The 26,529-nt window shown below is 64.0% G+C and carries 21 protein-coding genes and 1 tRNA gene; 16 read left to right on the forward strand and 6 right to left on the reverse strand.

The features are described from left to right. Window positions 1-2: 2 nt before the first annotated feature. Together L6639_RS05870 and L6639_RS05875 are read left to right on the forward strand one after the other, a co-directional pair. On the forward strand, window positions 3-3,188 hold the full coding sequence (locus L6639_RS05870) for an efflux RND transporter permease subunit (protein WP_237859724.1): 3,186 nt from the start codon (window positions 3-5) through the stop codon (window positions 3,186-3,188). After that, entirely contained in the window at window positions 3,185-6,283 is a 3,099-nt protein-coding gene (locus L6639_RS05875) for an efflux RND transporter permease subunit (RefSeq protein WP_237859726.1), read from the forward strand. The genes L6639_RS05870 and L6639_RS05875 overlap by 4 nt, the downstream gene beginning before the upstream one ends. Here the strand turns inward: L6639_RS05875 and L6639_RS05880 are convergent. Then, window positions 6,273-6,881, reverse strand: a complete 609-nt coding sequence (locus L6639_RS05880; protein ID WP_237859728.1) for a DUF2478 domain-containing protein — start codon at window positions 6,879-6,881, stop codon at window positions 6,273-6,275. The two genes, L6639_RS05875 and L6639_RS05880, sit on opposite strands and share 11 nt — an antisense overlap. A gap of 24 nt (window positions 6,882-6,905) precedes the next feature. Next, window positions 6,906-7,769 (reverse strand): copper chaperone PCu(A)C, encoded by an 864-nt coding sequence (locus L6639_RS05885; RefSeq protein WP_237859731.1) that lies wholly within the window; start codon window positions 7,767-7,769, stop codon window positions 6,906-6,908. Window positions 7,770-8,066: 297 nt separating this feature from the next. Between L6639_RS05885 and L6639_RS05890 the strand changes: the two genes are divergently transcribed. Together L6639_RS05890 and L6639_RS05895 are read left to right on the forward strand one after the other, a co-directional pair. Then, a complete protein-coding gene (locus L6639_RS05890; RefSeq protein WP_237859734.1) occupies window positions 8,067-9,836 on the forward strand; it encodes a tetratricopeptide repeat protein in 1,770 nt (589 codons plus the stop codon). A gap of 156 nt (window positions 9,837-9,992) precedes the next feature. Then, window positions 9,993-10,928 carry a sensor domain-containing diguanylate cyclase gene (locus L6639_RS05895; RefSeq protein ID WP_237859736.1) on the forward strand — a complete coding sequence of 312 codons (936 nt, stop codon included), beginning with the start codon at window positions 9,993-9,995 and terminating at the stop codon, window positions 10,926-10,928. Between the two features lie 14 nt (window positions 10,929-10,942). On the opposite strand, the gene L6639_RS05900 is transcribed toward L6639_RS05895, so the two are convergent. After that, window positions 10,943-11,947: an SGNH/GDSL hydrolase family protein gene (locus L6639_RS05900; protein WP_237859738.1), complete on the reverse strand. Its 1,005-nt coding sequence runs from the start codon at window positions 11,945-11,947 to the stop codon at window positions 10,943-10,945. Window positions 11,948-12,536: 589 nt separating this feature from the next. Between L6639_RS05900 and L6639_RS05905 the strand changes: the two genes are divergently transcribed. Continuing rightward, on the forward strand, window positions 12,537-13,259 hold the full coding sequence (locus tag L6639_RS05905) for a glycosyltransferase family 25 protein (RefSeq protein ID WP_237859741.1): 723 nt from the start codon (window positions 12,537-12,539) through the stop codon (window positions 13,257-13,259). Here the strand turns inward: L6639_RS05905 and L6639_RS05910 are convergent. The 3 genes from L6639_RS05910 to L6639_RS05920 form a co-directional block, all read right to left on the reverse strand. Beyond that, complete coding sequence (locus L6639_RS05910) at window positions 13,228-14,490, reverse strand: O-antigen ligase family protein (protein WP_237859743.1); 1,263 nt, start codon at window positions 14,488-14,490, stop codon at window positions 13,228-13,230. The genes L6639_RS05905 and L6639_RS05910 overlap by 32 nt on opposite strands. 352 nt (window positions 14,491-14,842) lie before the next feature. Then, a tRNA-Arg gene (locus L6639_RS05915) sits at window positions 14,843-14,919 on the reverse strand. Window positions 14,920-15,186: 267 nt separating this feature from the next. Beyond that, window positions 15,187-16,725 (reverse strand): sensor histidine kinase, encoded by a 1,539-nt coding sequence (locus L6639_RS05920; protein WP_377802985.1) that lies wholly within the window; start codon window positions 16,723-16,725, stop codon window positions 15,187-15,189. 361 nt (window positions 16,726-17,086) lie between these two features. Between L6639_RS05920 and rpmH the strand changes: the two genes are divergently transcribed. From rpmH to dapE, 11 genes are all read left to right on the forward strand, one after another. Then, on the forward strand, window positions 17,087-17,221 hold the full coding sequence (rpmH, locus tag L6639_RS05925; RefSeq protein WP_008542748.1) for a 50S ribosomal protein L34: 135 nt from the start codon (window positions 17,087-17,089) through the stop codon (window positions 17,219-17,221). A gap of 28 nt (window positions 17,222-17,249) precedes the next feature. After that, window positions 17,250-17,657: a ribonuclease P protein component gene (rnpA, locus tag L6639_RS05930; RefSeq protein WP_237859745.1), complete on the forward strand. Its 408-nt coding sequence runs from the start codon at window positions 17,250-17,252 to the stop codon at window positions 17,655-17,657. 16 nt (window positions 17,658-17,673) lie between these two features. Beyond that, window positions 17,674-19,530 carry a membrane protein insertase YidC gene (gene yidC / locus L6639_RS05935; protein ID WP_237859747.1) on the forward strand — a complete coding sequence of 619 codons (1,857 nt, stop codon included), beginning with the start codon at window positions 17,674-17,676 and terminating at the stop codon, window positions 19,528-19,530. Window positions 19,531-19,666: 136 nt separating this feature from the next. Next, window positions 19,667-20,320 carry a ribosome biogenesis GTP-binding protein YihA/YsxC gene (gene yihA, locus L6639_RS05940; RefSeq protein WP_237859748.1) on the forward strand — a complete coding sequence of 218 codons (654 nt, stop codon included), beginning with the start codon at window positions 19,667-19,669 and terminating at the stop codon, window positions 20,318-20,320. Next, window positions 20,320-20,682: a DUF423 domain-containing protein gene (locus L6639_RS05945; protein ID WP_237859750.1), complete on the forward strand. Its 363-nt coding sequence runs from the start codon at window positions 20,320-20,322 to the stop codon at window positions 20,680-20,682. The genes yihA and L6639_RS05945 overlap by 1 nt, the downstream gene beginning before the upstream one ends. 110 nt (window positions 20,683-20,792) lie before the next feature. Beyond that, entirely contained in the window at window positions 20,793-21,680 is an 888-nt protein-coding gene (argB, locus tag L6639_RS05950; protein WP_237859752.1) for an acetylglutamate kinase, read from the forward strand. A 137-nt stretch (window positions 21,681-21,817) separates the two neighbouring features. Then, entirely contained in the window at window positions 21,818-22,804 is a 987-nt protein-coding gene (locus tag L6639_RS05955) for a DUF1036 domain-containing protein (RefSeq protein WP_237861288.1), read from the forward strand. 83 nt (window positions 22,805-22,887) lie between these two features. Then, complete coding sequence (locus tag L6639_RS05960; protein WP_237859754.1) at window positions 22,888-23,583, forward strand: pyrimidine 5'-nucleotidase; 696 nt, start codon at window positions 22,888-22,890, stop codon at window positions 23,581-23,583. A gap of 187 nt (window positions 23,584-23,770) precedes the next feature. After that, on the forward strand, window positions 23,771-24,616 hold the full coding sequence (gene dapD, locus L6639_RS05965; RefSeq protein ID WP_237859756.1) for a 2,3,4,5-tetrahydropyridine-2,6-dicarboxylate N-succinyltransferase: 846 nt from the start codon (window positions 23,771-23,773) through the stop codon (window positions 24,614-24,616). 126 nt (window positions 24,617-24,742) lie between these two features. After that, window positions 24,743-25,366 (forward strand): DUF805 domain-containing protein, encoded by a 624-nt coding sequence (locus tag L6639_RS05970; protein ID WP_237859759.1) that lies wholly within the window; start codon window positions 24,743-24,745, stop codon window positions 25,364-25,366. Continuing rightward, window positions 25,363-26,529 (forward strand): succinyl-diaminopimelate desuccinylase, encoded by a 1,167-nt coding sequence (dapE, locus tag L6639_RS05975; RefSeq protein ID WP_237859761.1) that lies wholly within the window; start codon window positions 25,363-25,365, stop codon window positions 26,527-26,529. The genes L6639_RS05970 and dapE overlap by 4 nt, the downstream gene beginning before the upstream one ends.

Genomic DNA, 26,529 nt, shown 5'->3' on the forward strand with positions numbered 1-26,529 from the left:
CCATGTCCGCGCCCTTCATCCTCCGGCCGATCGCAACGACGCTGATGATCGTCGCGGTCGTGCTGCTGGGCATGCTCGGCTATCGTGAACTCCCGATCGCACCGCTGCCGAATGTCGACTTTCCCACCATCCAGGTGGTGACGCGCTATCCGGGCGCTTCGGCAACCGTCGTCGCAACCTCGATCACCGCGCCGCTGGAGCATTATTTCGGCACGATTTCGGGGCTGACCGACATGAGCTCGACCAGCTCGTACGGCAACAGCCAGATCACGCTGCAGTTCGACCTCTCGCGCAAGATCGATGCGGCCGCGCAGGACGTGCAGGCGCGGATCAATGCGGCCGCAGGGTGGATACCGGTCGAGCAGCTGCCGAGCCCGCCGACCTATCGCATGGTCAATCCGGCCGATACGCCGGTGCTGATCCTGGCGCTGACCTCGAAGACGATGCCGCTGCACGAGGCCAACGATCACGCTGCGACCATTCTGGTGCCGAAACTGTCGCAGATCCCTGGCGTCGGCGCCGTCAGCATCGAGGGCGGGCAGACCCGGGCGGTGCGGCTGCAAATGAACCCGACGCGGCTGGCCGGGCTCGGCCTCTCGCTCGACGACGTCCGCCGCGGCATCGCCGCCACCACCGCCGACAATCCGAAGGGCTCGCTCGATGGTCCGAGGCAGGCATTTCACGTCGACACCAATGACCAGCTATTCACCGCGGAGGCCTATCAGGACGCGGTGATCGCCTATCGCAATGGCGCGCCGGTGCTGCTGCGCGATGTCGGCACCGCCATCGACAGCGTCGAGGATTCCGAGCAGGCGGCCTGGTTCCAAGGCGAGCGCGCCGTGCTGCTGGACATCCAGCGGCAGCCCGGCGCCAACACCATCGAGGTCGTGGACGCCATCAAGAGCATTTTGCCGAAGCTGCAGGACTCTCTCCCCGCGGCGCTGAAGATTTCCGTGGTCAGCGACCGCACCACGACGATCCGCGCCGCGATCCACGACGTGCAGTTCACACTGGTGCTGACGGTGGCGCTGGTGGTGCTGGTGATCTTCATCTTCCTGCGCAAGCTGTGGGCGACGGTGATTCCGAGCGTCACGCTGCCGGTGTCGCTGATCGCGACCTTCGGCGTCATGGCGCTGTGCGGCTTCAGCCTCGACAATCTTTCGCTGATGGCGCTGACGATTGCTTCAGGCTTCGTCGTCGACGACGCCATCGTGATGATCGAGAACATCGCACGCTATGTCGAGGACGGCGAGGATCCGCTTCAAGCAGCCCTGAAGGGCGCGCGGCAGATCGGCTTCACCATCGTGTCGCTGACGGTGTCGCTGATCGCCGTGTTCATCCCGCTGCTGCTGATGGGTGGCGTGGTCGGCCGGCTGTTCCGGGAATTCGCCATCACGCTGTCCTTTGCCGTCGTCATCTCAGGCCTCGTTTCGCTGACACTGACGCCGATGATGTGCGCGCAGCTGTTGCGGCACGAGGATCCCAATGCGCCGCACGGCTTGCTGTACCGTATCAGCGAGCGCGGCTTCGACGCCTCCGCAGGCTTCTATCTGTGGGGGCTCGACTGGGTGCTGAAGCATCGCAACCTCACGCTGGTCTTCACCGTGCTCACGCTGATCGCCACCGGAATGCTTTATGTCGCGATCCCGAAGGGATTCCTGCCCCTGCAGGACACGGGTCTCTTGATCGGCACCACGGACGCGGCCCAGGATATCTCCTTTGCGGCGATGGCCGAGCGGCAGCAGCAGCTGGCGGCCGTGATCGCGCGCGATGGCGATGTCGTCACCGTCGGCAGTTTCGTCGGCATCGGCTCGGTCAACACCACCTTGAACAGCGGCCGGCTCTATATCGACATCGGCAGCCCCGACGCGCGGAAATCGTCGGCGGCAGCGGTGATGGCGCGGCTGCAACATGCGGTCGAGGGCGTTCATGGCATCACGCTGCATCTGCAGCCGGCGCAGGATCTGCAGATCGAAACGCGTGTCTCGCGCACGCAATACCAATATGCGCTGCAGGATCTCGACGAGGACGAGCTTCGGCTCTGGAGCCGCCGGCTGGTCGATGGCTTACGCAAGCGGCCGGAGCTCGCCGACGTCGCCGACGACCGCCAGGACGAAGGCCTGCAGATGTCCGTCACCATCGACCGCCCGCTGGCGGCGAGCTACGGCGTCAGCCTGAACACGATCGACCAGACGCTGTATGACGCATTCGGCCAGCGCCAGATCGCGACGGTATTCGGACCGCTGACGCAGTACCACGTGATCATCGAGGTCGACCCGGCGCTGCGCAACGATCCTGATATCCTCGGCAAGATCTATCTGACTGCGGCCGCGGCCCAGGCCAGCACGATCGATCAGCAGACCGGCGGCTTCAGCGCCGCCTTCAGCAAGGCGTCCGCGCCGGTGCCGCTGTCGGCCTTCGCGCGGATCGAGCGGCAGCACGCCCCGCTGCTGATCTCGCATCAGGGCCTGTTTCCGGCCACGACGATTTCGTTCAATCTGGCCGACGGCGTGTCGCTGAGCCAGGCGACGGCGGCACTGCGCCGGACCGAACGAGAGATCGGACTGCCGGACGCGGTCACGACCAAGCTGATCGGAACCGCCGCCGAGTTCGCCAATTCGCTCAGCGACGAGAAATGGCTGCTGCTGGCCGCGATCGTGACCGTCTATCTGATCCTCGGCATGCTCTATGAGAGCTACATCCACCCGATCACGATCCTGTCGACCTTGCCGTCGGCCGGCATCGGCGCGTTGCTGGCCTTGATGCTGTACCGGCAGGATCTCAACCTGATCTCGCTGATCGGCATCATCCTCCTGATCGGCATCGTCAAGAAGAACGCCATCATGATGGTGGACTTCGCGCTCGCAGCCGAGCGTGAGGACGGCGCATCCTCGTTCGACGCCATCAGGCAGGCCTGCATCCTGCGCTTCCGCCCGATCATGATGACGACGATGGCGGCGCTGTTCGGCGCGCTGCCGCTCGCGATCGGCTCGGGCACCGGCTCCGAATTGCGCCAGCCGCTCGGCATTTCCATCGTGGGCGGACTGATCGTCTCCCAGGTGCTCACGCTCTATACGACCCCGGTGGTCTATCTGGCGTTCGCTTCGCTGCGCACCCGGTTCGGATGGCGATCCGCACCCGCCGGTGATTCGGCGGCGCTGCCGCAGGCGGAGCGGCCGACGCCGTGAGCATCACCGCACAATTCGTGCTGCGGCCGGTGGCGACGACGCTGCTGATGATCGGCGTGTTTCTGCTCGGTTGCGTCGCTTATTTCCGCCTGCCGATCGCTTCGGTGCCGGCGGTCGAGCGGCCCACGATCGGGATCTACGCACCGTTTCCCGGAGCAAGCCCGGCAACGGTTGCGAACGCGCTGTCGCAGCCGCTCGAGACAACGCTCGCGCTGATCCCCGGAGTCAACGAAATCACCTCGTTCAGCGCCATGGGCGGCACCAGCATCACCGTGCAGTTCGAACTCTCGGTCGATCTCGACGCCGCCGCCGGCGCAGTCCAGGCCGCCATCAACGCGGCGGGCCCGAACCTGCCGAAGGGCCCGTGGCCGCCGACCTATTGGAAGGCGAACCCCGCAGGCGCCGCGGTCGTGGCGCTCGCATTGACGAGCGACGTGTTCACATCAGGCGAGGTCTACAGCCTCGCCGACGGCGTGATCTCGCCAAAGCTGTCGCAACTGCCGGGCGTGGCCCGGATCGTCGTCAGCGGCGCCGAGCGAAGCGCGGTCCGCATCCAGGTGTCGCCGACCCGGCTCGCGGCCATGAACCTGTCGCTGGAGGCGGCGCGCGTCGCCGTCCTCAACGCATCGCAGAACCTGCCGAAGGGCGCGGTCTCGGTCGACGGCCAGCGCCTGACCATCGAGGCCAACGACCAGTTGCTTCAGGCCTCCGACTATCGGGACATCGTGCTGGCCTGGCGCAACGGCGCCCCTGTTCGGCTCGGCGACGTCGCAGCCGTGACCGACAGCGTCATCAACAACCGCCTCGCTGGTTGGTATGGCACCGAGCGCGGCATCGTCCTGTTCGTCTACAAGCAGTCGGACGCCAACATCGTCGAGACCGTCGATGCGATCAAGGCCGAGCTGCCGGAAATCCAGCTCTGGCTGCCGCCCGGGATCAAGCTGCACACGGTCTATGACCGCACCACGCTGATCCGGGCCGCCGTGAACGACGTCAAGCTCACGCTCGTGGTCGCCTCGGCGCTGGTCGTGCTGGTCATCGCGCTATTCCTGAGGCGCTTCTGGGCGACCGTGATCCCGAGCGTGACCATTCCGGTCTCGCTCGCCGCGACCTTGTTCGTGATGAGCCTGTGCGGATTCAGCCTGGACAATCTGTCGCTGATGGCCCTGACCATCGCCGCCGGCTTCGTCGTCGACGACGCCATCGTCATGATCGAGAACATCATCCGCCGCATGTCCGAGGGCGAGCCGGCGCTGCAGGCCGCCATCAACGGTACCAGGCAGATGGTGTTCACGGTCGTCGCCATCACCGTCGCCTTGATCGCGGCGCTGATCCCGATCCTGTTCATGCCTGACGTGGTCGGGCGCTATTTCCGCGAGTTCGGCGTGACGCTGGTGGCCGCCATCGTGTCCTCGGCGGTGATCTCGCTGACACTGACACCGATGATGTGCGGTCATCTGCTCGATCGTGGCCGGCAGCGGCTGCACAATCCCGATGCGATCCCAGCGCGACGCACCTTCTATGCGCGCAGCCTCGACTGGACGCTACGTCATCGTATTCTCACCGTCCTTGTCATCACCGCCCTGACCGGGGCCAGCGTCTGGCTCTATCTGAAACTGCCGAAAGGTTTCATGCCGACCCAGGACACCGGCGTGATGTTCGTGCGGACCGTGGCCCCTTCCAACATCTCGTTCCTGTCCATGGAGGACCGACAGCGCGCCGTCGGCGAGGCGATCCTGCAGGATCCCGCGATATCAGGCCTGACGTCCTTCATCGGCGAGGGCAACGGCAACGCGCTCAGCATCGGGCAGATGCTGGTCGCGCTCAAGCCGCCCGATGTGCGCAAGCTGTCGATCCAGCAGGTGATCGCCCGGTTGCGCGAGCGCATGAACCAAATCGACGGCGTCAGGGTCTTCTTCGTGCCGCTGCAGGATCTCAATCTCGGCGTTCAGGCCAGCGGCTCGCGTTATCAATATACGCTGTGGGGCATCGACGAAAACGAGGTGATACGCGCCGCAGAAAACATGATCCGCCGTGTCCGCGGCATTCCTCAAATCATCGACATCATCCCGAGCTGGGAAACCGGCGGCTTGCAGGCCGGGCTGACGATCGACCGCATTCGCGCCGCGATGCTCGGCGTCACGCCGGTTGCGATCGACAACACGCTCAATGACGCCTTCGGCCAGCGACAGGTCAATCTGTTGTTTTTCCCGACCAATTATTCGCGCGTGATCTTCGAGGTCGAGCCGCAGGCGGCAACCGGCCCCGATTCCATCAGCCAGATCTATGTGCCGAGTGCCAGCGGCAAAGCGGTGCCGCTGACGGCCCTGACCCGGCCGCAGCGCGCGCACGCCGCGATGTGGGCCCGTCACAGCGCCCAGTTTCCGGCCGCGACGATCTTTTTCGACATCAAGCCCGGTACGTCGATCGGCGACGCCATCGCCTCGATCCGCAAGGAGGAGGCCACAGCCAAGCTGCCCGACGACATCAAGGCGGAGTTCCGCGGCGAGGCCAAGGAGGCGGACAAATCGATCGTCAAGCAGGCGGCGCTGTTCGCGGCGGCCCTGGTCGCGATCTACCTCGCGCTCGGCATGCTCTACGAGAGCTACGTCCATCCGCTGACGATTCTGTCGACCTTGCCGCCGACCGCCTTCGGGGCGCTGGTCGCGCTGTGGGCGACCGGAACACAGTTCACGCTGGTGACCACCATTGCCTGCATCCTGCTGGTCGGCATGGTGATGAAGAACGCCATCATGATGGTCGACTACGCGCTCGATGCCGAGCGGCACCGCGGCCTCGATGCCAGGCAGGCCATCCTGCTCGCCGCACGGCTGCGGGCCCGGCCCATCACCATGACGATGCTGGCCGCTTTCCTCAGCGCTGCCCCGATCGCCCTCGGCACCGGCCCCGGCTTCGAGATCCGCCAGCCGCTCGGCATCACCATCATGGGCGGGCTCGTCGTCGCGCAGCTCTTCACGCTGTACTCGACGCCGGCGATGTACCTGATCCTGGACGGGTTGAGGCGGCGGAAGAAAGCGACGGCAGGTCAGATGCTCGCTGCCGGCAGCGCGCCTCTTCCCGATCTCAACGGCTAAGACGGGCCACGCTTTGCGCCCATCGTTCGACCTCGCCGGTATCGGCCCGCAGCTCTGTTCCGAGACCGCCGGCGAAGCTGCGCCACGCCTGCAGATTGCCCTGGGGCACGCCGATCACCACGACGATGTTCCGCTCGATGGCCGAGGCAATCAGCTCGAGCAGCCCTCCTCCATCGCACTCGGCCTTGCCGAACTTGTTGAGGACGAGGACGTCAGGCAACGTTTCAAGGCTTTTTGCGATGTTCACCGCGACCTCAGCGAGAGCTCCCTCATCGAGCCGACAACCGGCAGCGCCAGCGCCGCGATCTTCGAAGATCGGCGTCCGGCGTCCGGTTGCGAGGTCCTCAAGCACCACATCGCAGCGCCGCTCCGGCGTGGCGTCAACGACGTGCTGCAGCACACCGGCAAGCATGAGGCCGCGCCCTCGACAGGCGGCCACGAGCGCCTCGAACACCGATGCAGGATAGCTGTTCTGGGGATAGACGAACGCGGTCAGCGGTGAAGCAGGCCGCGGCACCGGATCGGACTTGGGACTATCGGACTTGGGACTATCGAACTTGGGAATATCGAACTTGGGAACAGAGAGAGAAGCAGGCATCGTGAATTGATCCCAGCGTAGGGGTTACTCGATCAGGATCGGCGCAGCGATGTTGATGCGGTCGTCCTTCGTCATGTCGATGCCAAGCGCAAGCGACCATTTTCCGCTGGCCGCGGTCATCATGCTGACGCGCCATTTGTCGGCGGCAACCCGTGTCGCCGATGCAGTCGCGGGCGGGATGCCCTTATCGGGATTGGCCAGCGTCACCGAAAGCGCATCGACATTCAGCGGCCGTTCTTCGCCATCATAGAGCTGAACCAGCACTTCAACCGGTCCGCTGTGGCCAGGCGTAACAGTTATGTCGGCCATCACGCGGGTGCCGCAGAGATGCGTAAAGAACGGTTCGTTGGTGGCTGAGGTCGCATTCGCCTTCAGCGCCGGAGGTGCTGCCGGTGACGCGGCTTCGGTCGAGGCGATCTGGAGCCGAGGGCCTTTGGCGCCGACGCTACCGACGTCAAAGGTCGCTTCGATCGTGCCTGCACGCTGGAAGTTCAGTGACACCGGGATGCGCTGGCCCTCCTCGAGCGGCGCCGTCAGTCCGACGAACATGATGTGGTTGCCACCCGGCGCAAGGGTGACGATGCCATCCGGCGGAATCGCCAGCCCCTCCTCGAGCGGGCGCATCGTCATGATGCCGTCCTGCATCGTCATCTGATGGACTTCGACTTTGGCAGCGGCCGGACTGGAGGCTGAGAGCAGCCGGTCCGGCGAAGTGCCGCGATTCTCGATGGTGAGATAACCGCCTGCGACCTTTGCCCCCTTCGGGGTGGCCCGGCTCCAGGCCTGGCTGACGACGATGTCGGAATGATCGGCCAGCGTAGGTGCAGATCCGACGAATGTGAGGGCGGCCGCGAGGATCACGGCAACGGTTCCGAATTTCTCGAGCATGACGATCTCCAACCCTCGCAGAGGCGCAATGCGTCCGCATTGTTGCCATGGCTGTTGAGCTGGCCTCACCGTAGACCATGGCAGGCAACAGCTCTTTGTCGGGACACAAACTACCGGGTCATTTGCGGGCCTCCTTGATCTCCGACAAAGAGCGCCCGTCGTGCCGAAGTTTATTCGACGTGAGGCAGTCAGCGCTGACCGGATAGGCCGCAAGCCCCGCGCAAGCTCCCCTTGCTGAAATGGACGGACCGTTGCCGCCCCTGAGGTGGATGCTCACCATGAACGGGATCAGCAGCGATGAGCACAGCCGCCGCCTTCTGCGAAGCGGGCCTTGCGCATTTCCAGGCAGGGCGCCATCTCGACGCGAAAGCCTGCTACCAAAAGGCCCTCGGAATCGATGCGGAGCACACCGACGCCCAGCATCTCATGGGGCTGCTGCATCTTGAGGCCCGGCAATACAACGACGCCCTGGAATGGATCGTCCGCGCGATCCGGCGCGCACCCAAGCCGGAATATCTCGCGAGCTTCGCAACCGTGCTGCAGCAGCATGGACGCTGTGACGAGGCGCTCAATGTCCTGGACAAGGCGATCCAACTTCGGCGGGATGATTCCGGCTTGTGGTGCCAGCGCGGCGATATCCTGATTCAGCTGGCGCGGCTCGATCAAGCCCTGCCGAGCTTTCAGCAGGCGCTCAAGCTCAATCCCCATCATCACGACGCGCTCTACAAGAGCGGGATTCTCCTGCATAAGCTCGGACGCATCGAGGAGGCACTTGCGCGCCTTGATGAGAGCGACAGGCGGTTCCCTGACCATGCTCCCACGCTGCGGACGCGCGCGTGGGTTCTCTACGGCCTGAAGCGGTACGAGGAATCCGCAACCGAAGGCGCGCGGGCGCACCGGCTCGACCCTGGCAATGCCGACATCTGCAACAATCTCGGTCTTGCGCTGAGGCGGCTTCGCCGCAACGAAGAGGCGCTGGCCTGGTTCGAAAAGGCCATCGCTCTTCAGCCGCGCTTTGCCGATGCCTTCGACAACAGACTGGTCGCGCTTTTTCACCTCCATCGTTTTGACGAGCTGTTCGCATTGTCCGATCGCATGGCGTCGCTCGGGCTGAGCAACGAGGTGACCGCGTGGAATGTGTCCCTGGCCCAGCTTCTGACCGGCAATTTCGAAGCCGGTTGGCTTGGGCACCAGACGCGGTCGAAACTGCCGTCGTCAAAATATCCCCGGTTTCCGCAACCGATGTGGCTTGGTGGCGAGAGCGTTGAAGGCAGGACGATCCTGATCGCTGCGGACGAGGGGTTGGGCGACACGATTCACTTCGCCCGCTACATCCCCCTGCTTGCCGCGCGCGGTGCGCGCGTTCTCCTGGCCGTCCAGGACCCGCTGCATCGGCTGATGTCTGATCTCGACGGCGCATCCGTCTGTGTGCCGATGTCGGCGATGGGCACGCTGCCTGATTTCGATCTGCACTGCCCGATCTCCAGTCTTCCGCTCGCCTTCAAGACCCGTCTCGACACGATCCCGTCCGGACCATATCTGCCCTCCCCTCCCGACAGCCGCGTTCGGGCCTGGGACAGCAGACTTGGTCCTCGCACGCGACTCCGGGTGGGCCTGGTCTGGTCCGGCGATCCCTCGCACGTGAATGATGAGACGCGCTCGATTCCATTGCGAACGCTGACGCGCATCCTCGATGTCGACGCCACCTTCGTCAGCCTGCAAAAGGCGCCGCGCCCGAGCGATGCGGCGGTGCTGCGCGAAAGGAACGACATTGTCGATCTGACCGCCGACCTCACCGACTTCGCCGAGACCGCCGCCTTGATCCGCTGTCTTGATCTCGTGATCACCGTCGACACCAGCGTGGCCCATCTCGCCGGCGCCCTTGGGCGTCCGACCTGGATCCTGTTGCCATGGACGCCCGACTACCGCTGGCTGCTCGATCGCGCCGACAGCCCCTGGTATCCGAGCGTGCGGCTGTTCCGTCAGATCGAGACGCGTGACTATGAAAGCGTGCTTGATCGCGTCAGGGACGAATTGCGGGTCCTCGCCGCCGCATTCGGAGCTTGAGGCCGGCATAAGCAGCCAGCATCGCCGGCCGGCGAACGCTTGTGGTTCCCTACGCCTGCTCGCTTGGACGTACAGAATTCGTTAACGCACCAGCCCTAGCCTTTAAGCACTCTTTTAAGCTCTTGGGCGAAATCGCGACATGCTGCCGGACCGTCGATGACAGAAGACCATGCGACCTTGCCGGACGAGGTTCGCGTACGACTCTACGATCAGGCCCTGAACGCCGCGCGCATCGGAGCGTGGGAGTGCGTGCTCGAGACCGAGCGCCTGAGCTGGACCCAGGGCGTCTACGACATCTTCGGCTATCCCGAGAGCAACCCGTTGCGGCGCGCTGACATCGTTGACCTCTACATCGATGAATCCAGGCGCCACATGGAGCTTGCCCGAGCCGAGGTGATCCGGAGCGGCTCGCCTGTGACTCTCGATGCCGAGATCAGAACCTGGCGCGGCGAAAAGCGCTGGATGCGGCTCTCGATCAATGCGGTGCGAGAGGGCGGACGGCCGGTGCGGATCTTCGGCAGCAAACAGGACGTCACCTCCGACCGGCTGGCGATCGAGACCCTGCGGCAGCAAGCCGAAACCGATCCGCTGACCGGGCTCGCCAATCGTTCCGTTTTCCAGGCCCGCTATCGCGAGGTGGTCAATGACAGCCTGAATCATGGATCCGCTTCAGCGCTGGTGCTGATCGACCTCGATGGCTTCAAGCAGCTCAACGATAAATTCGGCCATCTGGCCGGAGACGCATGCCTGTGCGAGGTCGCGCAGCGTTTGCGGCGGGCCTTCCACAATGCCGGCCTGGTCGGCCGGCTCGGCGGCGACGAATTCGCGATCGTCCTGCGCGCGCCGACCGACCCTGCGCGGATCGCACGCGTGCTGCAGAAGACCGTCATGATGCTGAGCCGCCCGCTGTTCTGGAACGGCCTTCGCCTCGAAGTCGGCGCCTCGATCGGTGCAGCCCTGATCGGCCGCCCGCACCGCCGGCCGATCGCCGAATTGTTCGCCGAAGCCGACATCGCGCTCTATGACGCCAAGGCCGCCGGCCGCAACCGGGTCCATCTGGTCGGGGATGAGAAGCGGGGCCTGGCGGCTTAGCGCAGGCAGGTAGCTTAGGGACGCGCCCCTGCCGAACCCGTGGCGGCCGGCGCCTGCTCGATCACATGATTGGCCTGCAACAGGCCCAAGAGCCGCTCGGCGACGAGTTTGTGTCCTTCCGGCGTCCAGTGTCCGCCTATGCCCAGGCCCGGATAAGCCCCGGCCCCGTCGAAGGTCACGAACGGGACGTGCACGGCTTCCAGATGATGGACGAGGTCAGCGTCCGTGGTCTGCATGCCGACGAGGAATTTGGCCCCGTGCGATTCGACATAGTCGCGGATCATGTCGACCAGCCGATCCGTCGGATCGGGCACGGTGATCTTCGGATGCCGAAACTTCAGATAGACGGCATTCGCAAGCCGGACCAGCCAGGAATTGCGAACCCACCAATCCTCCTTGATGGCCTGCAGGCGGGACTTGGGGACCGGCTGCCCCCGCAATGCGAGCGAGCCGTCCGCCGTCGTCACGAAATAGGGCTTTTGGTAGCCCTCGTAGACGATGTTCGTGCTGTTGTCGTCGCGATCGTTGCCTGTGCAGACGATCAGGACGACGACTGCCGGCTTGACCTTCGGCCATAGCTTCTGCAGCAGCAGATATTCCTGGTCCGTGCCGAAGCCGGACACGCCTGCGGCAAGAATCTTGTCGTTCGCGATGCGTGGCTTCAGCAACTCGGTGAACCGCTCGTCCGCCTCGGCATCCAGGCCCCACACGAAGGAATCGCCGAGGAACATGATGGTCGGCTTGCCGTCGAGCACGAACTCGTCGTCGCGCAGGCCGAGGCTGTTGTGCTTGACGTGGACCGTGCGGGCGTTGGTCACGTCCGCGCTCAGGCCGGGGACCGGCATCCAACCGAGTTCGGCATCGTATCGGTAGCTCAGCGAGCGCTCGCTGACGCCGTCCCGCAACTCGCGGAAATCGGCCACGCGAAGAGCGATTTCGAGCAGGGCCAGGGTCACGATCGTCACGATCGCGACGGCGCCGAGCGACCGCAGACCATTCCGGACCTTCACTCCCATCATACGACGCTCCACCTCGTGGCTCGCTTCAGTCAAGCTCGAACCTGTTCTTGTGATCAAGCCGCAGCAAGGGCGACTGGTCGTCCTGCCTCGGGAAGCAGTTGCACGCACCCTCCGGTCAACGCCGATTGTTTCCTGCTGGCCGCTTCTTACTTGGTGAGCGCGCTGTCTAACAGACCCTGCCGGGCGGGGGACATTGTCCTTTCGCAGGCGACGGCGGCGGGAATCCGACTCACGACGCCAGAAGCAAGGCTGGAATTCCCAGGAGCGGACGTGCGGCAGCACAATAGCACCGCAATAACGTGCGCTCGGCCGTGGGCGCGAAAATCAATGCAATGGCGCAAAAAGCCATTCTGAACATTCTAGCGTCCTGGCCGGGGCAAAGCCTTCCGAATGATGTGGTTTTGAGATTCAGATCCGTCCTATCGACGAGATCTCCGCGATGATCTGCCGTAGCCGGGTAGCGCAAGCTCAGTGACTCGGCACCGCCTGGGGTCATGGACGTTCTAGCGGGGTCGAACACGATGGTTGATCCGTTATTGGATCATTTGATAACCTGGAATTATTTCAGCTTAGGCCGCTTCGGATTTCCATGCTGCCTGCGTATGTTGTTCATTCGAAGTCGTTGCCCGAGCGCGCCGGACATATTCGGCGCGAGCTCGACCGTGTTGGAATCCCATTCGAATGGATTTTGGACTTTGAGGTCGACGAGATCACACCCGCGGTCGACGCGCTCTATTTTGCGAAGGGAGCTCCGCTCTCGATCCGGCAGAAATCCTGCGCGCTAAAACACATTGTCGCAATGCAGCGGATATGTGCGCAGCAGCACGATCTCGCTGTGATCTTCGAAGATGATGCGCAGCTTGTCCCCGATTTCATCGCGCGCCTTCGGAGGGTGTTGGCGGAGGCCGAACGCTGGCCCCGGCCGCACATTCTTCACCTTGGTGCGGCCACCAATTTCTACACGCCCGCCGCACAGTTAAAACCAGACCAGAGCGTCTATGCCGGCAATCGCGTCCGCAACATGGAGGCTTACGTCCTGGGCGCGCCAGAGGCTGCCGCGCGTCTCGATTGGATCGCCCGGCACCCAATGCACGAGCCGATCGACATTGCCTTCAATCGCGGCGACCCCGCGATGGGTATTACGATTCTCTGGCCCGAACCGCCGCTGGCCGAGCAGGGCAGCCTCAACGGTGCCTTCAGAAGCTCGCTCGCGTGCAAGAATCACAGCCAGGCCCGGCTGCGGATCCAGTTCACGCTTCAGAAATTCTCGAGGCGTCACCTCAAGCGCTGGCTGCACCGATGGATTTCGTGACGACGCCATCGGTGGCGTGCTTCGCGGGGGAGACGGGCAGCCGCGCGCCCAGGATCAACGCGCCGACCAGGCCGACACCGAGGCAGTAGAGCGTGCCCTGCGTCACGGTTGAAAGATGGCTGTTGAACAGAGACCCCAGGACGTTCTGGACGACGATCGCCAATCCCATCGCCCGGAGTGGACCGCTTCCCCAGAACAGCGCGAGATGCGCCACCCACATTGCGATGAGGAGGGCGCCTCCGACGAGGCCGGTTTGCAACGTGGTGTGCAGAAACTGATTGTGCGGGTCCGGAATGTCGCCAAACGTCTTCGACTGGTCGAGGTTCCGGTACAGCCCCGCGATGCTGCCGGTGCCGTGGCCGAGAACGGGCGCGCTCGCAATGAGTTGTCTCGACTGCTTCCAGAAATAGAGCCGCGCCACGGTCGAGAAATTATCGTGGTCCTCGTGCAAAGGCTCTGCGCCGGCGAGGAATTGCTTGAACCGGAGTTGGGCGGAGGGAGAGAACGAAAGCGCGATCACGATGACGAGCGCCGCCGGAACGGCGAACAGTAGGCCGCGTCGCCACCCCTGGGTTTCCAGCAGCAGCAACGCGAGCAGCGCGGTGGCCATCAGGATGCCGGTCTTGGAGACGAAGATGATCATGACGTTGGTGAAGAACAACGCGGCAAGTGACAAGGCCAGGATGGCGCGCGTGCGATTTTCACCCCAAAGCAGCAGGCCCGCATAGGCGAGACCAAAGGCGCACAGCGCGAATTCGCCGCTCTGCACGGCGTTGTCCTTGACCGGTACGCCCTGCATCTTGAACCACCCCCATGGTCCGCTTGGCCAGATCACCGAAGCCCATGACAGTATCAGCAGGATCGTGCAGGCGGCGAGAAACCCGAAGGCGATCTGAATGCCATCCTTGCGGCTGAAGGCGGTCGCCATCACGATCGGAATGAGCAGCAGCTTGACGTAAGGGCCAACCCATTTGAATGCGACGGGGAGGGGTTCGCTCGACCAGGTCACGCCAATGAGGATCAACGCGAACAGCGCGGCCGGAAGCCATGCGGCCGGGCTACGTGCCGTTGCGGTGAAGCGCTGGAGGTCGAGGGTTGCGATCGCGAGCACCATGAAGGTCGATGCGGCGATCGCCTCGCCGGAGGTGGAGAGCGGCAGAAAGAAGGCCGTCGCAACGGCCACGACTTGCCGCGCAATCAAGAGATTGCGCGAAACCTTCTCCTTCGTCATAGGCCCAGCAGCTTTCTCGCGTTCGCCTTCAACACTTCGAATTACGGAATTACGGAATTACGGTGACAGTGCACTTAATTCGCGATCCGCCGCGGCGGTCGTTGGCAACGACATCCGGGAGAGCGAATTCGCGGTGAGCCGCGATAACAAACCCCGCCCCATGAAATCCCCTGATCTCAAATTGAAACCATGCAATCGCAGCGCGTGGGGAAGATCAATTGCTGCGACAGCGTTACGCGGTTGAGACACGGCTTATTTCGCTGCCTGTGGCGTCGGGGTGACAAGCCGAACCCGCGCCTGCTCAGAGATACGGCATCAATCCAGTATGTAGTCGGAAGCGAAAATTGCGAAATGGCGCGCCCGGAACGATTCGAACGTCCGACCCTCAGATTCGTAGTCTGATGCTCTATCCAGCTGAGCTACGGGCGCGTTTTTCGCAGGACGTGCGAGCCTAAGCCCGCACGCAGCCTCCGGACAGCGCCGGAAGGGGTGCGAAAGAGCGCTCTGACTAACCGCTCTTGCCGGCGTTGGCAAGGTCCGGGATGGGGAGATTTTTGCAGGGGGATGACAGCCTCCCCACCGTCATTCCGGGGCTCGCGACGCGAGAACCCGGAATCTCGCGCCAAGACCTCTGGATTCCGGGTTCGGCGCGCAGCGCCGCCCCGGAATCACGAGCGACTAGGGCCGCTGGCCGACCTACGCCCGCTGCCGCTCGTTGCGGATGGAGAGGAGTTCCACGGGGCGGTCGGGGATGACGATCCTGAAGGTGGCGCCGATGGTGCCTTCGACCAGATGGATGTCGCCGCCATGGGCGCGGACCAGCTCGGCGGCGATGGCGAGGCCCAGCCCACTGCCGCCGGGGCGGCCGGAGGTCTGGAACGCCTCGAACAGATGCTCCCGGGTCTTCTGGGGCACGCCGGGGCCGGTGTCTGAGACCTCCAGGATGGCGACTGCGCCCTCGCGTTTGCCCGTGATCCGGATCTGCTGCGGGCCGCCGTCGCCGGAGGCATGGCTCTCCAGCGCCTGCGCGGCGTTGCGCACGAGGTTGAGCAGCACGCGGAACAGCTGGTCGGGATCGGCATCGACCGAAAGGCCGCGCTCGATCGCGGAGACCCAGGCGATCGAAACGTCATTGGCAAGGCCCGCGGTCTCTCGCACCTCGAGCACGACAGGCTCGATCAGCATCATGCGGCGGTCGGGCGCGGCCTCCTGGGCGCGGCCGTAGGAGAGCGTCGACTGGCAGAAGGCGATGGCGCGCTCGAGCGAACGCACCAGCTTCGGCGCGAAGCGCTGCACCCTGGGATCTGGCACGCTGGCGAGCTGATCCGACAGCAGCTGTGCCGAGGCCAAGAGATTGCGCAGATCATGGTTGATCTTGGAGACGGCAAGGCCGAGCGCGGCGAGCCGGCTCTTCTGATGCAGCATCGACATCAGGTCGCGCTGCATGTCGGACAATTCGCGCTCGGCGACGCCGATCTCGTCGCTGCGCTGGCTCGGCACGATGATCCGCGCCGAGCTTTCCGGATTCTCGTGGAAACCGACCAGGCTCGCGGTCAGCCGCCGCATCGGCCGCACGAAGAGATAATGCAGGGCGAGATAGACGAGGCCCGCGGTCAACACGCCGATGATCAGCGCGACCACCACGACGTTGCGGGAGAAGCGGTACATCGACTGCCGCAGCGGCTGCTCGTCGGTGACGATCTCGACGAACTGAGCGTTGCCGACACCGGGACCAACGATGCGGATCGGCTGGTTGCCGGTCTCCAACATCATCTGGAACGAACCGGTGATCGCCTCCCACACGGTCATGTCGCGCAAATCGACGTCATGCTCGATCGCCGAGGGCAGATTGTCGCTGGCAAGCAGCCGGCGCTGCTGGCCCATCTTGATCGCGACGGCGCGCGCATTGATGCTTTTGAGGATTTCCCGCGACAGCGAATCCGGCACCATGCCGAGCGGCGCCGCGTCGAGCACCAGCGCCGCGGTATTGGCGGCGGCGACGCGATCGTTGAGGCGATTGACCCAGAAGTTGGCGATCGCGGGCACATAAAGCAGCACGGCCGCGATCATCACCAGCGGGACGGTCAGCAGCAGCAGCTTGCCTGACAGGCCGAGCCCTCCCGGGCCACGGGACCGCGTCGCCGGAGAATCCGGCTGGTCCTCTGGCCGATCCAGATCCGGATCAAGATTTTGATCCAGGCCTTGTGTCGGCTGCTGAAGGTCCGTCGCTGCCACGAAATTCGCCCCTGCTGGCCTTCTGAGAGAGCTTCGCTGATGGAAGATGCGACCGCCCCTGGGGGCGGTCAAATTACAGATCGCTAATCTGCCGAGGTGGGATGTAGGCGCTGATATCGCCATCCGCCACCTCAAGGGTTAAAAACCCCAAGGAAACAGCGATATTCACCGGAACTGTGCGGTCCTGCGGCGTTGACGAAAACAAGACGCTACCTTATAAGCCGCGCAAATTGTCCGCGATGACCCGGTGCGACACCGGGAGCGGCTCTTCTGGGGCCGGAAACGGCCCGTTTTGAGCCGCATCTTCCGGACTTTATCATCAATTCTACAGGCAAATTGCCCGGTCAGCGGAGAAAAACCCGTGAAGCGGACTTATCAACCCAGCAAACTGGTGCGCAAGCGCCGTCACGGTTTCCGTGCTCGTCTCGCCACTGCCGGCGGCCGCAAGGTTCTTGCCGCCCGCCGCGCCCGCGGCCGCAAGCGTCTGAGCGCCTGAGCCGGACCCCCTTTTCCGGGATTTCATTATGGATCGGCTGAGGCAGCGAGCGGATTTCCTCGCCGTTGCCAATGGCGCGCGGGTGAACAGTCCCGCGTTCGTCCTGCAAAGCCTTGACCGCCGAAGTCTTGGTCGCGACGACCTCGGTCCTGTCCGGATCGGCTTCACCGTTACCAAAAAGAACGGCAACGCCCCCGAACGCAATCGCATCCGGCGCCGGCTTCGCGAATTGGTGAAGCGGCTCGATCCGGTATCGATGCAACCCCATCATGATTACGTGCTGGTCGGCCGCAGAGACGCGCTCTCGCGCGACTTCACGACCATGCTCGACGATCTGCGCATAGCGTTCACGAAGCCCGCGCGGCATACGGCCAAGGAATCTCACAGGGGACGCGGGGCCAAGCCCAGCCCCGCCGCCAGCCGCAAACCGGATTGATGACGAGACCATAGTGATGACTGACAATCGCAATACCATCCTCGCCGTCATTCTGTCCGGCCTGGTGCTGATCGCCTGGCAGTACTTCTACAACGTGCCGGCGATGGAGAAGCAGCGCGCCCAGCAGCAGGCGCAGACCGAGCTGCAGAAGGCCAATCCGCAGCCGACGGCCTCCGCGACGCCGGGCGCCACGCCGCAGGCGGGCAGCACGACGCCGACCACCGCGCCGGGCGCGAACCAGCAGGCCCAGCCGACCGTCAGCCGCGACGCCGCCATTGCGGCCTCGCCGCGCGTCAAGATCGACACCCCGCGCCTCGCCGGCAGCATCTCGCTGAAGGGCGGCCGCATCGACGACCTCGCGCTGCTGCAATTCCGCGAGACCGTCGACCCGAAATCGCCGCCGATCATCCTCTATTCGCCCTCCGGCACCGCAGAGCCCTATTACGCCGAGTTCGGCTGGGTGGCGGCGACGGGCGTGACGTCGAAGATGCCTGATGCCCAGACCGTCTGGCAGCAGGACGGCAGCGGCAGCCTGACGCCGGCCACGCCCGTGGTGCTGAAATGGGACAATGGCGAAGGTCTCACCTTCCGCCGCACCATCTCGGTCGACGACCACTATCTCTTCACCATCAAGGACGACGTGAGCAATGTCGGCAACGCGCCTGTCACGCTGTATCCGTTCGCGCTGATCTCGCGCCACGGCACGCCGCAGGTCTCCGGCTATTACATCCTGCATGAAGGTCTAATCGGCTATCTCGATGGCTTGCAGGAATATGCCTACAAGAAGATCGACGAAGCCAAGTCGGTGAGCTTCAAGGCCACCAATGGCTGGCTCGGTATGACCGACAAATACTGGGCTTCGGCGCTGCTGCCCGACACCAGTGCGCAGCTACAGGCGCGGTTCTCCTCGAACCTCAACGGCAACGTCCACACCTACCAGACCGACTATCTGCTCGACCCCGTCACCGTCGCGATCGGCGGCACTGCGACCGCGAATGCGCGGCTGTTCGCCGGCGCCAAGGAAGCCGGCGTGGTCGGCGTGTTCCCGTTCGCCGGGCTCGGCGGCTACAACAAGGCACTCGGCCTCAACCATTTCGATCTGTTGATCGATTGGGGCTGGTTCTACTTCATCACCAAGCCGATGTTCCTCGGCCTCGACTTCTTCTACCGGTTCTTCGGCAATTTCGGCATCTCGATCCTGCTCGTGACCGTGATCGTGAAGCTGTTGTTCTTCCCGCTGGCGAACAAGTCCTACGCCTCGATGGCGAAGATGAAGTCGATCCAGCCGCAGCTTCAGGCGCTGAAGGAGCGCTATCCCGACGACAAGGTGAAGCAGCAGCAGGAGATGATGGAGATCTACCGCAAGGAGAAGATCAATCCGGTCGCCGGCTGTCTTCCCGTGGTGATCCAGATCCCGGTGTTCTTCTCGCTGTACAAGGTGCTGTTCGTCACCATCGAAATGCGGCACGCGCCGTTCTTCGGCTGGATCAAGGATCTCTCGTCGCCGGATCCGACCAATATCTTCACGCTGTTCGGCCTGATCCCGTTCGATCCGACCACCCTTCCCCTGTTCGGACACTATCTGCATCTCGGCATCTGGCCGCTCATCATGGGCATCACGATGTGGTTCCAGATGAAGCTGAACCCGACGCCGCCGGATCCGACGCAGCAGATCATCTTCAACTGGATGCCGCTGATCTTCACCTTCATGCTGGCGGGCTTCCCCGCGGGTCTCGTGATCTACTGGGCCTGGAACAACACGCTTTCGGTGCTCCAGCAGAGCTTCATCATGCGCCGCAACGGCGTGAAGGTGGAGTTGTTCGACAACATCAGAAACGTGTTCAAAAAAAAAGTGACGACTGAGGCGACGTAGCCTTCCCCCTCTGTCATTCCGGGGCGATGCGAGGCATCGAACCCGGAATCTCGAGATGCCCCGGTGCGCAAAATTGCGCACCTGTGGTCTGGTCCTTCCGACCATCCCGGAATGACGGTGCAACAAAGAGCTTCGCATGACCGACGACAAAGATGCGAAGCTGATCGAGGCCGGGCGAAAGCTGTTCGCGCGCGACTGGCAGTTCATCTGGGCGTCGCCCTCGATCCAGACGCTGCCGCCGATGGCGGGGCTGGAGATCGCCTTTGCCGGGCGCTCCAATGTCGGCAAGTCGAGCCTGATCAACGCGCTCACGGGGCGCAACGCGCTGGCGCGCACCTCGCATACGCCGGGCCGCACCCAGGAGCTGATCTTCTTCGAGGTCCCCGGGAAGAGCGACCTGCGGCTCGTCGATATGCCCGGCTATGGCTACGCCAAGGCGCCGAAGAGCCAGGTCGCATCCTGGACCGAGCTGATCCACACGTTCCTGCTGGGGCGGGCCTCGCTCGCGCGCGTCTATGTGCTGATCGACGCGCGGCACGGCTTGAAGGATGTCGATCTCGAAGTGCTCAAGACGCTGGACCGCTCCGCCGTCAGTTACCAGGTCGTGCTGACCAAAGCCGACCAGGTGAAGGCCTCTGAGCTGCAATCGCGCATCGCCGAGACGGAAGCCGCCCTTGCCAAGCATCCGGCCGCGTTCCCGAACGTGATCGCGACCTCGTCGCGCAACGCCTCGGGCATGGCTGAATTGCGTGCTGCCATGGCGAAACTGCTGGAAGAGCGGACCAAGTGATGCCCCGCCTGCTGATTGCCCTTGCCGGCCTGATGGGCGCCGCCGGCGTCGCGCTGGCCGCGGCCGCCGCCCACGGCAGCGACGCCAGCCGGCTTGCCTCTGCCAGCGCCATGCTGCTGTTTCATGCAACTGCCATATTGGCAGCGGTCGCCTTGCTCGCGCGCGGCCTTCTGCACGGCGGAATTGGCCTGATCGCAGCATTCGGTTTCGTGATCGGCGCGGTGTTGTTCGCGGGCGACCTCACCTTGCGGCAATATGCCGGCCATTCACTGTTTCCGATGGCCGCACCGACGGGTGGAACGACAATGATTTTGAGCTGGCTGGCGGTGACGCTGGCGGCCGTGATGGCGGGAAAAGAGTGACCTCTTCTTCCTTCTCCCCTTGTGGGAGAGGGGAAGAACGCCACTTTGCGCCTCGCCCGCCAATCAGATAGAACGCAGGCCGCGTTAGTCCCGCCAGCGAGATCCGCCTCATGACCGAAATCTCCCCGCTCGACCAGGCCCGCATCCTGTCCGAAGCGCTGCCGCATATGCAGCAGTACGACGAGGAAACCATCGTCATCAAATATGGCGGCCACGCCATGGGCGACGAGGAGACCGCGAAGAATTTTGCCCGCGACATCGTGCTGCTCGAACAGACCGCGATCAATCCTGTCGTGGTGCATGGCGGCGGGCCGCAGATCGCGACCATGCTCAAGCGCCTCGGCATCGTCTCGGAATTCGCAGCCGGCCTGCGCATCACTGACGCTGCCACCATCGAGATCGTCGAGATGGTGCTCGCGGGCTCCGTCAACAAGCAGATCGTCGGCTACATCAACGAAGCCGGCGGCAAGGCCGTGGGCCTCTCAGGCAAGGACGGCAACATGGTGAAGGCGTCGAAGACGACGCGCACCATCATCGATCCGGGCTCGAACATCGAGAAGGCGATCGATCTCGGCTTCGTCGGCGACCCTGAAAAGGTCGACCTGACTCTGCTCAACCAGTTGATCGGTTACGAGCTGATCCCGGTGCTGGCGCCGCTGGCGACCTCCAAGGAAGGCCAGACACTGAACGTCAACGCCGACACCTTTGCGGGCGCTGTCGCCGGCGCGCTAAAAGCAAAACGCCTGCTGCTGCTCACCGACGTGCCCGGCGTGCTCGACAAGTCGAAGAAGCTGATTCCGCAGCTCTCGGTGAAGGACGCGCGAAAACTGATCGCCGACGGCACCATTTCCGGCGGCATGATCCCGAAGGTCGAGACCTGCATCTACGCGCTCGAGCAAGGCGTCGAGGGCGTCGTCATCATCGACGGCAAGATGCAGCATGCCGTGCTGCTCGAACTCTTTACCAACCAGGGCACGGGAACGCTGATCCACAAGTGAGGAAAGAACTGGAGCAGTCATTCCGGGGCGCCCGAAGGGCGAACCCGGAATCTCGAGATTCCGGGTTCGATGCTTCGCATCGCCCCGGAATGACGGGACTGACGCTGCGCCACCGCTCCCCCTTCACCCGCTTCCTGATGACATTGCCGGCCGCCGCCGTCTCGTTGTTCTTCTCCTCCGCGCCTGCTTTCGCCGATCTGAAGATCTGCAACCGCATGTCCTATGTCGTCGAGGCCGCGATCGGCATCGACGACAAGGCGGCGACGGCGACGCGCGGCTGGTTCAGGATCGATCCCGCCACCTGCCGTGTGGTGGTGCAGGGCACGCTCACTGCCGACCGCATCCTGCTCAACGCCCGCGCGCTCGGCGTTTACGGCGCCTCGCCGATCCCGCAGAACGGCAATGACATGCTGTGCGTGGCGCAGGACAATTTCGTCATCGCCGCTGCGCGGCAATGCCGCAGCGGCCAGACGCAGGCGGCGTTCACGCAAGTGACGCCAACGCAGGCCGACGACGGCAATCTCGTCGCCTATCTCGCTGAGGATTCCGAATATGACGACGAGCAGGCGCGGCTTGCCGGCATCCAGCGCCTCCTGGTGATCGCAGGCTACGACATCGGTGCCATCGACGGCGTCGACGGGCCGAAGACGCAAGCCGCCCTCGCTGCGTTTCTGAAGAGCCGCGGGCTGTCGTCCGAATTGGTCTCCTCGCCAAACTTCTTCAAGACCATGGTCGATGCGGCGCAGACGCCGTCCACCAGCGGCCTCACCTGGTGCAACGACACCCCGCACAAGGTGATGGCTGCAATCGCGACCGACGACGGCAAGTCCGTGACCAGCCGCGGCTGGTATCGCATCGATCCCAAGACCTGCCTGCACCCTGACGTGACCGGCCAGCCCAAGCAGATCTTCAGCTTCGCGGAAGCCGTGGATAGCGACAACCGTGCTATCAAGCTGAAGGACAAGCCACTGAACTGGGGCGGCGACAAGCAGCTCTGCACCCGCGAGACCAAGTTCGAAACCAACGAGCAGACCGATTGCGGCGCGCGCGGGTTTGCGGCGACGGGGTTTGGCGTGGTGGACATGAGCAGTGGCGGCAGGACGCTGCGGTTTGCGGTGCCGTGATGGTGGCGACCACAAACACCGGTGTCGGCCCGGCGACGGCGGAGAGTGGAGCAGCGCTTGCACTTACCGGATAGAGAGTTGAAATGACCCAACCCCGCGACTTCAGCCATGTCGACACCTGGGTGTTCGACCTCGACAACACGCTCTACCCGCATCACGTCAATCTGTGGCAGCAGGTCGACGCGCGGATCGGCGAGTTCGTCTGCAACTGGCTGAATGTCGGCCCGGAGGAAGCGCGCAATATCCAGAAGGATTATTACCGACGCTTCGGCACCACCATGCGCGGCATGATGACCCTGCATGGCGTGCGCGCCGACGATTATCTGGCTTACGTGCACAAGATCGACCATTCGCCGCTGGAGCCGAACCCACAGCTGGGCGCGGCGATCGCAAAGCTGCCGGGACGGAAACTGATCCTGACCAACGGGTCGGTCGACCATGTCGATGCGGTGCTGGCGCGGCTCGGCCTTGCCACGCATTTCGACGGCGTGTTCGACATCATCGCCGCCGAGTTCGAGCCGAAACCGGCAGCACAGACCTATCGGAAATTCCTCGATCTGCACGCGGTCGATCCGACCAAATCGGCCATGTTCGAGGACCTCGCCCGCAACCTCACCGTCCCGCATCAGCTCGGCATGACCACGGTGCTGGTGGTGCCTGACGGCACCAAGGACGTGGTGCGCGAGGATTGGGAACTGGAGGGCCGCGATGCGGATCATGTCGATCACGTCACGGATGACCTGGCGGGTTTTTTGGGCAAGCTGTCCCATACCAAGTAGCCGTCATACCCCGCGAAGGCGGGGTATCCAGTAATCACCGCCATCCCGATTTATCACGACTGCCCGGCGTACTGGATCACCCGCTTTCGCGGGTGATGACAGCGAACCAAGCTTGACTCCACCTCTCCAAATCCCGAAAAAGCCTCCCAATCCATCAAAATCCCCGTCTGCCTCTGAGGAAATCCCGATGTCCCTGTCCGCCCTGGAATCCACCATCAACAGCGCTTTCGAGGCGCGCGACGGCATCTCGACCTCGACCAAGGGTGAAGTCCGCGAGGCCGTGAACCAGGCACTGGAGACCTTGGACAAGGGCGAGGCGCGCGTTGCCGAACGCGGGGCCGACGGCAAGTGGAAGGTCAACCAGTGGCTGAAGAAGGCCGTGCTGCTCTCCTTCCGCCTCAACGACATGGACGTCATTCCCGGCGGCCCGGGCCAGGCCAACTGGTGGGACAAAGTGCCCTCGAAGTTCGAAGGCTGGGGCCCGAACCGTTTTCGCGATGCCGGCTTTCGCGCGGTGCCGGGCGCCGTGGTGCGCCGCTCGGCCTTCATCGCCAAGAACGTCGTACTGATGCCCTCCTTCGTCAATCTCGGTGCTTACGTCGATGAGAGCACCATGGTCGACACCTGGGCCACCGTCGGCTCCTGCGCGCAGATCGGCAAGCGCGTGCACATCTCCGGCGGCGCCGGCATCGGCGGCGTGCTCGAGCCGCTGCAGGCCGAGCCTGTGATCATCGAGGACGATTGCTTCATCGGCGCGCGCAGCGAGGTCGCCGAGGGCGTGATCGTGCGCAAGGGCGCGGTGCTGTCGATGGGCGTGTTCCTGGGCGCCTCGACCAAGATCGTCGATCGCGAGACCGGCGAGATCTTCATGGGCGAGGTGCCTGAGTATTCCGTCGTGGTGCCCGGCGCGCTGCCCGGCAAGCCGATGAAGAACGGCCAGATCGGCCCGAGCACGGCCTGCGCCGTGATCGTCAAGCGCGTCGACGAGCGTACGCGCTCGAAGACCAGCATCAACGAGCTGCTGCGGGATTGATCGACGCACACCGCCTCTCCATTTTCGTCCCGGCGAAGGCCGGGACAACGCCGAGGAGCGATCGAACCCCCTCCCCCTCCATCGCGACCAATTTCCGGGCGGCTCCTCCCGCCCGGAGCCTCTCGCATGGACTGGACCTGGTACCTCTTCCGCTTCGACGGCCGCACTGGCCGCGCCGGCTTCTGGTGCAGCCTGATCTTTGTCTTTTGCGGCATGATCCTGCTGCTCTTCCTCTGCGCGGGCATCATGGTCGCCTTCAGCGGCAAGATTGCATCGTTCAGCCTGGATGCCGACGACATTTTCAAGATCGTCGATCCCACAGCCTATCGATGGTCGCTGCTGGACCATCTGCCGCTGCTGCTGCTCAAGCTGGTCGCGACCGGACTGTTGCTCTGGATCTATCTCGCGATCGTGGTGAAGCGCCTGCACGACCGCGACAAGAGCGCGTGGTGGCTGCTCGCGTATTTCGTGCTGCCGGGCCTCTACAAGCAGTTCGAGGAGCGACTTCCGGACAGCTACTGGGTGCTGCCGCTCGCATTGGCGAGCGCCCTCCTCACGCTCTGCGTCTTTGTCGAGACCGGCTTTCTGCGCGGCACCATCGGGCCCAACAGGTTCGGTCCGGACCCGGAGGCTGAGGCCGCTGACGATTCCGCCTCCCCTGCGAAAAGCTGGGACCAGAGCCGCGAGCTCGAATTCGTGCCTCCCAGCGCTAGCCCACCCGGCGGCATGCATGTTAAGCGGGGCTCATGACCGATGCTCTCTCCATTGCCCGCGACCTCATCCGCTGCCCCTCGGTAACCCCTGAAGACGCCGGCGCGCTTGGCGTGCTTGAGAAGGCACTGAACGCAGCCGGCTTCACCTGCCACCGCGTGACGTTCAGCGAGGACGGCACCGCCGACGTCGACAATCTCTATGCGCGGATCGGCACTGAAGGCCCGCACATTACCTTCGCCGGCCACACCGACGTGGTGCCGCCCGGCGACGAGAGCGCCTGGAGCGTCGGCGCGTTCTCCGGCGAGGTGAAGGACGGTTTCCTGCACGGTCGCGGCGCGGTCGACATGAAGGGCGGCATCGCCTGCTCGGTCGCAGCGGTGCTGGAGCATCTCGCCGCCAACAGCGGCAAGGCGCGCTCCGACGGAAAAGGTTCGATCTCGTTCCTGATCACCGGCGACGAGGAAGACGTCTCCATCAACGGCACCATCAAGCTGCTCAAATGGGCGGCGGAGCGCGGGGAGAAGTTCGATCATTGCGTGCTCGGCGAGCCCTCCAATGTCGAGACGCTCGGCGATACCATCAAGGTCGGCCGCCGCGGCTCGCAATCCGGCACGCTCGTCGTCGACGGCGTGCAGGGCCACGTCGCCTATCCGCATCGCGCCTCCAATCCGGTGCCCGATATTTCGCGGCTGATCGTCGCCATCAGCGACGAGCCGCTCGATCATGGCAGCGCGCAATTCCAGGCCTCCAATCTCGAATTCGTCTCGGTCGACGTCGGCAACAAGGCCTTCAACGTCATCCCCGGCGAGGCCCGCGCCAAGTTCAACATCCGCTACAACGACAACCACACGCAGGCATCCTTGCGCGAGCTGGTCGAGACGCGGCTGACAAAGGCCTGCGGCAACCGCATCAAGGCCCGCATCGTCTGGGAGCCGTCGAACTCGAATGTGTTCGTGACCAAGCCGGGCCCGTTCACCGATCTCGCCGTCTCGGCAATCGAAGAGGTGACGGGCCGCAAGCCGGAGCTGTCGACCTCAGGCGGCACCTCGGACGCGCGCTTCATCTCGAGCTATTGCCCAGTGATCGAATTCGGCCTGGTCGGGCAGACCATGCACCAGGTCAACGAGCGCGTGCCGGTGGTGGATCTGGAGAAGCTGACGAAGGTCTATCGCGGGATTTTGACGCGGTATTTCGCCTAG

The sequence above is a fragment of the Bradyrhizobium zhengyangense genome (assembly GCF_022012555.1).
GTDB lineage: Bacteria > Pseudomonadota > Alphaproteobacteria > Rhizobiales > Xanthobacteraceae > Bradyrhizobium > Bradyrhizobium zhengyangense.